General features: G+C 65.6%; 8 protein-coding genes. 6 read left to right on the forward strand and 2 right to left on the reverse strand.

The window, feature by feature from the left end:
• The first annotated feature begins 162 nt into the window (after nt 1–162).
• The 6 genes from HNH97_RS11220 to HNH97_RS11245 all read left to right on the forward strand — a co-directional run bounded on the left by HNH97_RS11220 (nt 163) and on the right by HNH97_RS11245 (nt 11,318).
• Complete coding sequence (locus HNH97_RS11220) at nt 163–2,394, forward strand: TonB-dependent siderophore receptor (protein ID WP_244949404.1); 2,232 nt, start codon at nt 163–165, stop codon at nt 2,392–2,394.
• A complete protein-coding gene (locus HNH97_RS11225) occupies nt 2,381–4,141 on the forward strand; it encodes an ABC transporter ATP-binding protein/permease (protein WP_171790938.1) in 1,761 nt (586 codons plus the stop codon). The genes HNH97_RS11220 and HNH97_RS11225 overlap by 14 nt, the downstream gene beginning before the upstream one ends.
• Nucleotides 4,142–4,273: 132 nt before the next feature.
• A complete protein-coding gene (locus HNH97_RS11230) occupies nt 4,274–5,503 on the forward strand; it encodes an FAD-dependent oxidoreductase (protein WP_171790939.1) in 1,230 nt (409 codons plus the stop codon).
• 12 nt (nt 5,504–5,515) lie between these two features.
• On the forward strand, nt 5,516–7,927 hold the full coding sequence (locus HNH97_RS11235) for a penicillin acylase family protein (RefSeq protein ID WP_171790940.1): 2,412 nt from the start codon (nt 5,516–5,518) through the stop codon (nt 7,925–7,927).
• A complete protein-coding gene (locus HNH97_RS11240) occupies nt 7,924–9,210 on the forward strand; it encodes a serine hydrolase domain-containing protein (RefSeq protein ID WP_171790941.1) in 1,287 nt (428 codons plus the stop codon). The genes HNH97_RS11235 and HNH97_RS11240 overlap by 4 nt, the downstream gene beginning before the upstream one ends.
• The gene (locus HNH97_RS11245; RefSeq protein ID WP_244949405.1) at nt 9,210–11,318 is read left to right on the forward strand and encodes a S9 family peptidase; all 2,109 of its coding nucleotides are present in this window, start codon (nt 9,210–9,212) and stop codon (nt 11,316–11,318) included. Before HNH97_RS11240 ends, HNH97_RS11245 begins: the two co-directional genes overlap by 1 nt.
• A gap of 145 nt (nt 11,319–11,463) precedes the next feature.
• Here HNH97_RS11245 and HNH97_RS11250 read toward each other — a convergent pair whose 3' ends face one another.
• Entirely contained in the window at nt 11,464–12,915 is a 1,452-nt protein-coding gene (locus HNH97_RS11250; protein WP_171790942.1) for a sulfatase family protein, read from the reverse strand.
• 34 nt (nt 12,916–12,949) lie between these two features.
• On the reverse strand, nt 12,950–13,333 hold the full coding sequence (locus tag HNH97_RS11255) for a hypothetical protein (protein WP_171790943.1): 384 nt from the start codon (nt 13,331–13,333) through the stop codon (nt 12,950–12,952).
• Nucleotides 13,334–13,342: the final 9 nt, after the last annotated feature.

Below are 13,342 nucleotides of genomic sequence, written 5' to 3' on the forward strand. Positions count from 1 at the left end.
CCTCCCTCCCGCGGGCCGCCCCCTGCTGCGTGAACCCTGGCGCCAGCATGGACTACAGGCCCCGCCCCGCGCGACATCCCCCACCTGCCTGATGGTGCGGGAAACACGTGATCGCGCACCTGTCCTGCTGGCTGGTTTCATGTCAGTTCAGGATCGCAACCCATGTCGCGTTTTTCCAAGGCGTTCCCGCCTGTCGGGATCGTCCTGTGCGGATGCCTGATCGCACCCCCTGCCGGTGCGGTCCCGCACCGCACCCGCCACCCTGCCCCGCCGGTGGCCACCACGGGCAGGCATGCCCCCCATGCCACCACAAAAGCACAGCCCGGGCCCGACGCCACCGCGCACGCGCCCGAGACGATCGAGGTCCGGGCCAACCGTGGGTCCTATACGGTGCCCGCGACCGACATGTGGGCCAAATCCGGCGCGGCGCTGAAGGACGTGCCGCATTCCATTTCCGTCATCACGCAGGAACGGATGCAGGATTCCAACATGCTGACGATGACGGACGCGATGCGGCAGGTGAACGGCATCCGCGTGCTGCCGGGATCGAGCGCGAGTTCGAATTTCTACTCCCGCGGCTACCAGTTGACGACATCGCTCGATGGTACGCCCAACGCGGCGGGCACGCTCAACAACGCCACGTTCGACCTGTCGATGTATGACCGGATCGAGGTCCTGCGCGGCGCGGCGGGCCTGCTGCAGGGGGCGGGCGGCGCGGGCGGCGTGGTCAACGAGGTGACGAAGAAGCCCGGCCGCGACTTCGCCCTCAGTGGCGCGGCAGGCATCGGCAGCTTCGACCATTACCGTGCGGACATCGACCTCAGCACCCCGCTCAACCGTTCGGGGACGCTGCGCTTTCGCACCGCCGACCTGTTCGAGGACAACCGTTATTTCTACCGCTATTCCCATTCGCGCAAATGGCAGGCCTATGGCGCGCTGGAATGGGACATCACGCCCACGACGACCTTCCTCGTCTCCCACGCGGCGCAGCAGCAGGACATCACCGCGCCCTATTTCGGGCTGCCGGTCACGACGGACAGGACGCTGTGGTATGGCGGCCGGTCGGCCAACCCGTCGCAGCCATGGGGCTACAGCAATTACATGACGCAGCAGACCGCCGTGTCGCTGTCGCAGAAGATCGGGCGGGACTGGACGCTGACGGCGCGCGGGACGTTCTATGACCAGAGCTACAACATGCTCTATAACGAGCCATGGACGACCATTGATGCGAAAAGCGGCCTGCTCACCTACGAGGACCAGGGCATTTCCGCGCAGAAGGGCACCAATTCTTCACGCTCGGCCGATATCTACGCCACGGGTGCGTTCCGCCTGTTCCACCACACGCATCACCTGCTGGTCGGCTTCAATTACAATTCATATGACCAGTACGTGGCCTATCCCGACATCACCGGCAGCGGCGTTTATGACAATGTCAGCATCAACAACACCGCCACCGTGCCGGCCCCCGCCCCCGGCAGCATCAGCTACGCCCGCTCTTCCGGCGGGGCCGAGGGCAGCGACGACGATGCCTGGCAGTGGGGGTTTTACGGGCAGTTGCGGCTGCAACCCGTACGGAACCTTTCGCTGGTGCTGGGCGGGCGCATCTCGCGCTTTTACGAACATGAACGCGATGCCGCCCCCTCCCCACGCGGGGCGTGGGCGACGCAGTCCGATATCCATGCCCAACTGACGCCCTACCTTGGCACGGTGTACCAGATCACCCCGAACCTGTCGTGGTACGCCAGTTACGCCAGCATCTTCACCCCGTCGGTGGGTGACATGCGCTATCGCGGCGGCGGGCTTGCACCACAACTTGGCAACCAGGTGGAGACCGGGTTCAAGGGGGAGTATTTCCACGGCCGCCTCAATGTCTCGACCGCGCTGTTTCGCATGGAAAGCGTCAACCAGCCTCTGTCGGACCCCGAACATGTCGGTTTCTACATCACTACCGGCCCCATCCGCCGACAGGGATGGGAGGCGCAGATGGATGGGGAGATCCTGCCCAACCTCAGCGTCTCGATCGGCTATACCTACCTTGACACGAAACTCTCCAACCCGTCCTCGGCGGATTTCGGGGGGGCGTATTCGCCGCATCACATGTTCAAGTCGTGGGTGCATTACACCCTGCCCGCAGGCCGCCTGAAGGGGCTGAGCCTCGGGGCCGGCATCGACGCCAGCAGCAACCTGCGCGGCGGCTATCCCACCACGGTGCAGGGCGGATACATGACCATCGACAGTGTCATGGGCTATGTCATCAACCGGCACCTGCGCGTGCAGATCAATGCCAACAACCTGACCAACCGTTATTATTACGAACGGGCCAGCGGCGTGTGGCAGTTCAATTTCCCCGCCGCCCCCCGCAACTTCATGGCGACCCTGCGTGCGACGTACTGATCCCCCTGCCCGCCACTCCATCCGCCATTCCCTGTCCGACTGGGCGGTGCTGCTGCCCTACTGGCGCTCACGCGAAAAATGGGTGCCGCTGGCGATGCTGGCCACGATCGTGGGGCTGTCGTTCGTCTATGTCCGCACGGCCGTCTGGTTCGGCCGGTGGAACCAGCATTTCTTCGACGCCATGTTCGCCTACCGGGTGGAAACCTGCCTGTGGCTGCTGCCGGCCTATATCGGGGTCTGCATCCTCTCCAGCGGCTGTTATGTGCTGCAGACGTACCTGACGCAGGTGCTGTCGATGCGCTGGCGCCTGTGGAACACGCGGGTCTACCTGCGGCAGTACCTGTCCCATACCGCGTATTACCGGATGGAACATGGCGCGGCGACGGGCGACAACCCCGACCAGCGCATTGCCGATGACCTGTCGCAGATGACGGTGCTGAGCCTGCGCATGGGCCTTGACGGCATCCAGGCCGTGACCACGCTGCTGTCATTTTCCATCGTGCTGTGGGACATCGGCGGCAGCATCAACTTTAACTGCCTGGGCCATCACATCCATGTCTCGGGCTACCTGCTGCTGGGCACCGTGCTTGCGACGCTTGGCGCGTCGGTGGTCATGGAAAGACTGGGCAGTCCACTGGTGGAGGCCGATTACCGGCAGCAGCATTTCGATGCGGACCTGCGCGCGGACCTGCTGGATATCCGGCGCAATTCCGAACAGATCGCCTTTTGCCGGGGGGAGGACGCGGAAAAGCTGCGCCTTTCGCACAACCTGCGCACTATCGCCCATAACTGGCGCAGCGTCGTGACCTATACATGGCGGGCGAATTTCGTGGGCGACCTGTTCAATGGCACCGCGTCGATCATCCTGTGGGTGCTGCTTCTGCCGAGGCTTGCCGCCCATGCCCTGACGTTTGGGGAATATTCGCGCATCAACGCGGCGTTCATGCAGGTCCGGCGTAGCCTGCAATGGTTCATGAACAACTATACCGACCTCGCCACCCTGCGTTCGGTCCTGCAGCGCCTGCATGAATTCGAACGCACCGTCCGCCAGCCTTCCCGGACACGCATCACCCGCATCGACACGCAGGCCCCCGGCCTCGACATCCATGACCTTGTGCTGGACCGGCCCGATGGCGGCCGCCTTGTGCAGATCCCCGCACTCCATGTCGGCGGGGGGGAACGCTGGCTGGTGCGCGGTGCATCAGGCAGCGGCAAGAGCACCCTGCTGCGCGCCATCGCAGGGCTGTGGGAACATGGGCATGGCACCATCGCCCTTGATATCGGCGACAGCATGTTCCTGCCGCAACGCGCCTACCTCCCGCCCGGCAGCCTGCGCGCGGTGCTGGCCTATCCCCGCGCGGCAGACAGCCATGAGGACGTCCGGTATGCGGCGGTCCTGCGTACCGTCAACCTCGACCGCCATGTCGCGCGCCTTGACGAGACGGCGCAATGGGACGCCGTCCTCTCCCCCGGGGAGGCACAGCGCATTGCCATCGCACGGGTGCTGCTGCAACGCCCGGGCCTGCTTTTCATGGACGAGGCGACCTCCGCCCTTGATGCGGACAATACGCGGCGCGTCCATGCGGCCCTGCTTGCCGCGCTGCCACGCACAACCATCATCAGCATCAGCCATCACGACGGGCCATGCGCCTTTTACCCGCATGAACTGCTGCTCGAAGGCGGGCGCGTCATCACCCGGATCGCCCATGATACCTGTCCACAGGATGCAGCCCCCCACTCCCCTTAACCATGGGTTATGGGAAGGCAGCGTTTTTACTCTGGCCTGCGAAGATATCTGTTCCTAGGTTTTCAGGTCGAAATAACGTCATGAAAACATTACCATCACGTAATACATGGTGAGGACAGGGGACTAGGGTCGATGCCGGCACAACGCAATATCACGGTCATCGGTGGCGGCGTCACGGGACTGGCGACGGCCTACGCGCTGCTGCGCGACGGGCATGCGGTCACGCTTCTCGAACGGCATGGCGACGTGGGGGAGGAAGCCAGTTTCGCCAATGGCGGGCAGTTGAGCTATCGTTATGTCCATCCCCTGGCGGATGCGGGGGTTCCGCGTGAAAGCCTGTCATGGCTGCTGCAGGCGGGGTCCCCCATCTCGCTGCGCCTGCGCGCCGACCCGCACCAGTGGCGCTGGATGCTGGCGTTCCTGCGGGCGTGCAACAGCACCACCAACGCCCGCAACAGCAGGGTGCTGCTGCAACTCGCCCTGCGCAGCCAGGATGAACTGGGCCGCTGGCGCAGTGAGGGGCTGAAGGATTTCCTGTGGCGGCAGCCGGGCAAGCTGGTGGTCTATCGCAACGCCGCGAAATTCCGCAAGGCTGCGGCGGGCGTCAGCAACCCGGAACTGGAGCAGGTCCTCTCCCCCACGGAATGCGCGCGCGTGGAACCGGCCTTCGCCGCCCTTGCGCCGAAGCTTGCGGGGGGCATCTTCTCGCCCGCGGACGAGGTGGCGGACTGTTATCGCTTCTGCCTGTCGCTGCGTGACGCCATGACGGCCATGCCCTCCTTTACGCTGCTGCGCGGGCAGGCCAGCCTGGGCGCGGGCGCGAACGGGCGGTGCGACGTGATGGTCGATGGCCGGGCGCACGATACCGACCTTGTCGTGCTGGCCGCAGGCGTGGGATCGCGGCAGATGGCGCGCCCGCTTGGCTTCGACCTGCCGCTTTACGGGCTCAAGGGCTACAGCCTGACGGCGAATTCCCCCGCCGGGACCATGCCCGATGTCAGCGTCACCGATTACGACAACCGCGTGGTCTATGCCCGCCTTGGCGATGCGCTGCGCATTGCGGCAATGGTCGATATCGGCGCGCGTGACGCCAGCATAAACCCCCACCGCATCGCGCGACTGCGTGCGCTTGCGTCGGAAACGCTGCCGCAGGCCGGGCCGTATGACACCGCGCGGCCATGGGCGGGCCTGCGCCCGGCCACGCCCAGCGGGGTGCCGATCATCGCACGCACACGCTATCCCAACCTGCTGTTCAATGTCGGGCAGGGCGCACTTGGCTTCACGCTGTCGGTGGGCTCGGCACTGCGGATCCGTGACCTCGTACGCGGCACGGCCGCCGCCTCCCTGACCGACGCGACATAAGGAAACCGCAACATGCGCAACATCGGGTGCAGCCGTCGCGAGGTTCTGCTGGGCGGGGCGGCAGCTGCTGCCGGCCTCATCGCCCTGTCCCCCACGGCACGCGCCGCGCGCCACCGCACCGTGGTCGCGGGGCTGGAGGGGCTGTCGGCCCCGGTGGAGGTGCTGGAGGACCACTGGGGCGTGCCCCATGTCCGCGCGGGCAGCATTGCCGACGCGTTCTTCGCCAACGGCTACCTTGTGGCGCGCGACCGCCTGTGGGAACTGGATTTCGGCCACCGGCAGGCACTGGGCCACCTGGCCGAAGTCTTCGGCCCGGACTTCGTGCCCTCTGACACGGCCAACCGGCTGTTCCTGTTCCGGGGTGACGCGGCCGCCGAACTGGCGCGCTTCCCTGCGCAGGTTCAGGACTGCGCGCGGGCCTATGTGGCGGGGATCAACGCGCGTCTGGCGCAGGCACGGGCCAATCCCGACCTGCTGCCCCCCGAATTCACGATCTTCGACTATGCGCCGATGGCGTGGGACGTGCTGGACCTGATCCGCGTGCGGGCCGAGGTCACGGGCAACACGCGCGCGGAAATCCGCCGCGCCCGCCTCGCCGCGCGTGGGGGCCTGTCCTACGACACGCTGACCACCCCGCTGGAACCGGCGCATGACCTGCGCGTGCCCAACGGCCTTGATGTCCATGCGGTATCGGCAGCCGACCTCGGCCTGTTCGACGTGCTGCAGGCGTCGCTTCCGCTGGGGCGCGTGCGCGATGCAGGGGACACGGAACACCGGCGCACCAATTCCGGCAGCAACGCCTGGGTTGTCGCGCCCACGCGCACGGCGACGGGGCGCCCCATCCTTGCCAATGACCCGCACCTGGGCTTTGGCGTGCCGGGGCCGCGTTATGTCATCCACCTCAGCGCGCCGGGCCTGGATGTCATTGGCGGCGGCACGGCGGGGATGCCCGGCGTGATGCAGGGCCACAATGCGCATATCGCCTTTGGCCGGACGAATTTCCACATCGACCAGGAAGACCTGTTCATCCTGCGCACCCACCCGTCCCATCCCGACCGTTATTTCCATGATGGCGCATGGAAACAGATGGAAACCGTCTCCACCCACATCGCGGTACGCGGGGAGGCGGGGCGCGACGTCGTGCTGCGTTACGCGGCGCAGGGGCCGGTCGTGTCCGCCGACCCCGCGCGCCGCCGCGCAACGGCGGTCAGCGCGACATGGCTGTATCCGGGGGCGAACGGGCTTCTGGTCAATATCGGCCTGAACCTTGCCCATGACTGGGACAGCTTCCGCGAGGCGCTGCGCGTCCATACCAGTCCGACCAACTTCACCTATGCCGACACGGCGGGCAATATCGGCTGGCAGGCGGCGGGCGGGCTGCCGTCGCGCGTGGACGGGCATGACGGGCTGCTGCCTGTGCCGGGCGACGGGCGCTACGACTGGAAGGGGCTGCAGCCGCTGGAGATGCTGCCCTCGACCTTCAATCCCGCCTGTGGCTGGTTCGGCACGTCCAATGAAATGAACCTGCCCCCCGGCTATCCCGCGCAGGAACGCCGCGTCAGCTTCGAATGGCGCGACCGCTTCCGCTACAACCGCGTCGCCCATGTGCTGGAGACGACGCCACGCGCGACCATCGCGGACTGCGCGGCGTTGCAGCATGACACGTTCTCCCAGCTTGCGCTGGACATGGTCGCGCTGCTGGGCGATGTGCCGCCCGATGTCGCGGACGCGGCGGCGCTGCTGCATCGCTGGGATGGCCGGGTGCAGGCCGACAGCGCGGCGGCGGCCCTTTACGAAGTCTGGTGGTCGCGGCTGGAACGCGCGCTGCATGCGCTGCTGATCCCCGCGGACCTGCATGACCTGCTGCCCGGTCCCATCAACGCCACGGTGCAAAAGACGCTGCTGCACACACCCGACGCCCGTTTCGGCGCGGACCCGGCCAGGGCGCGCGACGCCATGCTGGTGGAGGCCCTGCGCGCGGCGAAGGCGGAACTGCGCGAACGCCTTGGTCCGGTCATGGCGGCATGGCGGTGGGGGACGCTGCATACCATCACGCTGGAGCACCCGCTGGCGCATGCGCCCGGCGTGGCGGCGCAGTTCCCCAAACTTGGCGGCGCGCGGACCGGCACGGGGGGGGATTCCTATACCGTCATGGCGCGGTGGTACAATCCCCTGTCGAAGGGGCATGATCCCTATGTCGCCACGGGCGGGGCGAGTTACCTGATGGTCTGCGACGTGGGCAAATGGGACAATTCGGTCTTTCTGAACTTCCCCGGACAGAGCGGCGATCCGCGCTCACCCCATTACGCGGATTTCATGGCTGACTGGCTCAGGGGGAAAATGCAGCCCCTGCCCTTCTCCGCCCACCGTGTCCGGGCCGCAGCGGTCCGGCGCACCAGCCTGCAGCCGGGGGCCACACCATGAGGCAGAATGGCATCCTTGCCGCGATATGCGCGCTGGGGCTGGGATTCATCGCCCCCGCTGTCGCGGCGACACCGGCCTCCAACCCCACGGACACGGCCATGGACGCCATCCTGACACAGGGGGAGTCGCGCCCGCTGGCGGCGATCGTCGCCATGCGGCTGCACAGGGGACGTGTCGCCTACAGCTACCACGGCGGGTTTGCGCGCCGCACCGATAACGCCAGCGTACCGGCCGGGCCGGATACGCTGTTCCGCATTGCCTCGGTCTCCAAGCTGGTGACGACGATCGGGCTGATGGAACTGGTGGAACGGGGGCGGGTGTCGCTGGATGCGGATGCCTCGGACTATCTCGGCTTTCGCCTGCGCAACCCGGATTTCGCGGATCAGCCGATCACGGTGCGGATGCTGCTCAACCATACCTCGACCATCGTGGATGCCGACCGCTATACCCTGCCGCCGGAGCAGAAGGTGGCGGACCTGTTCGGCCCGGCCCATCGCGTGGGACAGCCGGATTACCATTTCGCGCATGGCGCGGGGCACCCGCCGGGGACGTGGTTCGAATACTGCAACCTGTGCTACGGCCTGATCGGCACCATCATCGAACGGGTCAGCGGGGAGCGTTTCGACCGTTACCAGCAGGCGCATGTGCTGGGGCCGCTGGGCATTGATGGTGGCTACAACATCGCGGAGCTGCGCCATCCCGACCGGCTGGCGACGCTGTATCGCGACATGCCGTCGGGTTATGTGCCGCAGGTCGATACGCAACCGCCCAAGGGATGGTCGCCTGCGCAGCTTGCTTCCTATGTCATCGGCTCCAACGGTACCGCGTTTTCGCCGCAGGGCGGCCTGCGGGTGTCCGTTGCCGGCCTTGCCCGTCTGGCGCGCTTCATGCAGCAGGGCGGGACGCTTGACGGCACGCGCCTGCTGTCCGCGCACAGTGTGCAGCAGATGGAAACGCCGACATGGCGGTATGACGGTCATGACGGGACCTGCCCCTATCCCATCGCCAGCTATGGGCTGGGCATGATCCAGTTGACGGGGCAGCCTGACCCGAACGGACGGCCGAGCGCACCCTATCGTGGCTATCACGGGGGGCTGCGCGGGCATCTTGGCGATGCCTACGGGCTGCATTCGGGGTTCTGGTACGAAACCGCCAACGGGGACGCGTTCGTGTTCGCCGCGGACGGTTACCCCGATGAGAACGCCATAACGCCGGGTGCCTATTCTTCCTTCACACGGGTGGAGGAACAGATTTTCACGACCCTTGCCGGAGCCGTACCCTGATGCCTCACATATCCTTCCTGCTGCGCCGGACGGGCCTTGGCCTGCTGGGCAGTGCGCTGCTGGCGTCCTCCGCGCTGGCGGCCCCCGGCGGCGATGCGACACCGGGTGATACGTCACTGGAACAACGCCTGTCCTCCCTGCTGGCGATGCCTTACGCCAACGGGCTGGCCGGGGCGGCGCAGGCCCCGCGCATCGCATGGGTGGAACGCCGCGCGGGCGTGCGCAACATCATGGTATCCGACCATGGGCAGGCCCCGCGCCGCATCACCCATTACACGCGCGATGACGGCACCGACCTGTGGGGCCTGGCCCTGACGCCCGACGGGCGCAGCCTTGCCTTTGTCGAGGGCGGCGATCCCGAATATCCGAACGACGCGCCGCCCAACGCGGGACAGGCGACCTTCGCGGGCAAGGAAACGGTCCACCTGATCGGGCCGTCGGGGCGCGAGACCGTCATGGGCGAAGGCCATTCGCCCGCATTCTCCCCCGATGGGACATTCCTGGCCTTCAGCCGTGGCGGCACGCTGATGATCGCGCACACGGGGGCCATGCCTGCTGCCGCCTTTACCACGCCGGGTTCCATCACCGGGCTGCGCTGGTCACCTGACGGGCGGCACATCGCGGCGGAAATCGATCGCGGGTCGCATGGGGTCATCGCGCTGTGGGATGTGGGGGCGAAGGCGAACAGCCTGACCTTCATCCCGCCGGGCCTGTCGAACGACCGGCAGCCGGTTTTCTCCCCCGACGGGAAATCGGTGGCGTTCTTCCGCACGCAGGACCCGATCCTGGGGACGGACCCGCAGAAGGGACGGTTCTGGTCCGTGCATGTCCATGACCTCAACTCCGGGACGGAACATGCCGTCTGGGCCGCGCCGGCGGGCAAGGGATCGCGGTTTGCGACGCCAGAAGGCTCCGTCCCGTACTGGGCGGCCGATGGCAGGCTGCTGTTCCCGTGGGAAGGCAGCGGATGGATGCGCATCTGCGCCCTGCCGATGACAGGACAGGGTGAGCCGGAATGCCTGACACCCGACGGTGCGGAAGTTTCGGCCTACCAGTTGTCTCAGGATGGAAAAACCCTGTTCTATACTTCCAACTCCGGCGACCTGGACCAGTGGCGGGCCTGGTCGCGGCCCGTTGCGGGCGGTGGGGACGCCGTCGCGCTGACGCCGGGCAATGACGAGATCTCCACCCTCGTCACGGCGGGTCCCGGCATTGCCGTCATGGCGACCGGCGTGACACAGACGGCGCATCCCGTTGTCCTGGAAAACGGGCAGGCCATGACCCCTGTCACACCCGCGCTGCCGTCGGGCATCTCCTTCGTCACGCCGCAGAGCGTGCGTTTCCGCAGTGCCGACGGGCTTGACCTGCATGGACAGCTTTTCACGCCACCCGATGATGCGGCCCACCGGCATCCGGCGCTGCTGTTTGTCCATGGCGGGCCGGAACGCCAGATGCTGCCTGCGTTCAACGCGATGGGGTATTATTCCAATGCCTACCTGATGAACCAGACGCTGGCGTCACAGGGATATGTGGTGCTGTCGGTGAATTACCGCAGCGGTTCGGGCTATGGCGAGGCCTTCCGCAATGCGCCGGAAACCGGGCGCGCCGGGGCCAGCGAATATCGCGACGTGCAGGCGGCAGCGGCCTACCTGCAGAAACGCGACGATGTGGATGTCCACAGGATCGGGATCTGGGGCGGCAGTTGGGGCGGATACCTGACGGGACTGGCGCTGGCGCGCAACAGCGACATCTTTGCCGCCGGGGTGGATTTCCACGGTGTCCACGACATGACCGAACCCGACCATCCGGGCCTGTCACCGCAGCAGAACCGTGACGCACACGAACAGGAATGGCGGTCTTCCCCCATCGCGGATATCGGGCACTGGCGCGCGCCCGTCCTGCTGGTGCATGGCGATGATGACCGTAATGTGGAGTTCGAACAGTCCACGCTGCTGGCACGCATGCTGACCGCGCAGGGTGTCCCTTACGAGGACCACGTCTTCCCCGGTGAACGCCATGCCTTCCTGCGCACCCAGGACTGGTTGCAGGGATATCTGTGGATGACGCACTTTTTCGCGCAGACCCTGATGACACCGTCAAAACCATAAACCACATGGCAGGCCCGGGAACACCGGGCCTGCCGCCTTCATGGATCAGGGCGCATGACAGGCGCCCGTGGCGTCCTGCCCCGGTCCGGGGTGGGATCGCGACCGGCCTCCGGGAACAGGGACAGGGCTTTTCGGGGATACGCCCCTAGCCCGTGCCCAGTCCGTCATCTTCCAGTCCATAATGATCGACATAATAGCGGCCATGCGGACTGCCGGTGTAGTTACCCGGGGTAAATGGCAGCATCGTACGGTTCCATGCCAGCCATTGCGCGCGCATCCGTTCAAAACGCTCCGGGTCGCGCTGCTTCAGGTTTGCCCGTTCTTTCGGGTCATGGCGGACATTGAACAGATATTCATTGCCGCGAATTTCCAGATATTTGTAATCACCCTGCAGATGCGCGCGCTGTTGCTGCGCATGATACCGCCAGAACAGGTTGCGCGGGACCGCTGCGGCCTGCCCTGCCATCTGCGCCATAAGATCCTGCCCATCGGGTGGGTAATCCGCAGGCATGGCCGTTCCCGCCGCCGCCAGCAGGGTCGGCACCCAATCCATCGTCACAACGACCTGTTCATCCTCGCGCCGGGGCGGCAGGCGCGCGGGCCAGCGTATGATGGCGGGCACGCGAAGTCCCCCTTCCATAAGTTCCGTCTTCATGCCCGTGAAGGGATAGGTATCGGCGTATCGTTCCCCCCCATTGTCACTTGTAAAGACAACTATGGTATTGTCGGCCATCCCATGATGTTCCAGCGCATCGAGCACACGCCCGATCTGGCTGTCCATCGCCCCGACCATCGCCGCATACGTCTCCAGACTGCCGCCATCGTAATCGGCAAGGCCGCCTGACGCCTCCCTGCTGGCATGCGCCAGCCGTTGTGACTCGGCCTCGTCCTGTGGCCCTTCCCATGGCCAGTGCGGGGCATTGAAATGCAGGCTGATGGCAAAAGGCTGCTGATCGCGCGCGCGTGCGGCAATCAGGGAAAGCGTATGATTACCCAGCAGCGTCGTCAGGTATCCTTTGTCATGGATACGCGCCTCGTCCTGATAAAACTGGTCTGTCCCGGGGATCAATTGATGGGTGAAATAATCTGCCGCCCCACCGGAAATACCATAGAAATGCCTGTAGCCACTTTTTCGCGGGCCATAATGCGGCAGGCCACCCAGATGCCATTTGCCAACCAGCGCCGTCCAGTATCCCGCGGCAGCCAGTTGCCTGATCCATGTGGGTTCACCGGGTGGCAGGCCGATGTCATAGGTGGCGATCGGTTCTTCCAGACCGCAGGCCAGACGGTCCTGATACCGTCCCGTCATGAGGGCGGTGCGTGTCGCCGAACAGACGGCGGAATTGGCATAGGCCCGCGTCAGCATGACACCTCCGGCCGCAAGCCGGTCGATCGCGGGGGTACGGATCACAGGATTGTCATAACAGCCGGCATCGGCATAGCCCATGTCATCCGCCATTATGAAGACAATGTTCGGTCGCGGCGAAACCGAAGCCGCCCCTGCCCTGCCACCGCCAGCCATGTTCAGGCCGATCCATGCACAGGCCGCCTGCGTCACGGTGCGCCGTGACATGCGCGTATCTGATCCGGATGTCATGCAGACCTCACGTCCTGACAGACAGGAATGGATTTCACGATCTGCACTGCCTGCCGACCATAATGGCGTAGGACAGCGCCATGCCGCAGGCCATCGTCAGCCACATGGCGACCATCGAGGACAGTCCCAGCACAGGCGCGACAAGAAGCGCGCCAAGGAGCATCAGCACGACCATTCCGCTCAGATGCGTCAGGATCCTGATGGCGCACCCGGTCCGCCCTGTCCTGATGCCGATGCTCAAGGCCAGCATCCCCACGACGAGCATGGCGGCATAGGTCAACTTCATCTGCAGGAATGGGGATATCCAGTCGGCCGCGGCGGTTTCCCCCATGTCCATGCCATCCATGTCATCCATGCCCGCCATGCACGAGACGGTTTCCATCAGCATGATGGTGGATACAAAAACATCGCAGATCATCAGGCAGAA

Origin of the sequence: Gluconacetobacter entanii, assembly GCF_013155425.1 — a bacterium.
In the GTDB taxonomy this organism is placed as follows: Bacteria; Pseudomonadota; Alphaproteobacteria; order Acetobacterales; family Acetobacteraceae; genus Novacetimonas; species Novacetimonas entanii.

Bases quoted from the DNA above. Each gene is read 5' to 3' on its own strand.
- HNH97_RS11220 (WP_244949404.1), top strand. From the start codon at position 163: ATGTCGCGTTTTTCCAAGGCGTTCCCGCCTGTCGGGATCGTCCTGTGC.
- HNH97_RS11230 (WP_171790939.1), top strand. From the start codon at position 4,274: ATGCCGGCACAACGCAATATCACGGTCATCGGTGGCGGCGTCACGGGA.
- HNH97_RS11235 (WP_171790940.1), top strand. From the start codon at position 5,516: ATGCGCAACATCGGGTGCAGCCGTCGCGAGGTTCTGCTGGGCGGGGCG.
- HNH97_RS11240 (WP_171790941.1), top strand. From the start codon at position 7,924: ATGAGGCAGAATGGCATCCTTGCCGCGATATGCGCGCTGGGGCTGGGA.
- HNH97_RS11245 (WP_244949405.1), top strand. From the start codon at position 9,210: ATGCCTCACATATCCTTCCTGCTGCGCCGGACGGGCCTTGGCCTGCTG.
- HNH97_RS11250 (WP_171790942.1), bottom strand. From the start codon at position 12,915: ATGACATCCGGATCAGATACGCGCATGTCACGGCGCACCGTGACGCAG.
- HNH97_RS11255 (WP_171790943.1), bottom strand. From the start codon at position 13,333: ATGATCTGCGATGTTTTTGTATCCACCATCATGCTGATGGAAACCGTC.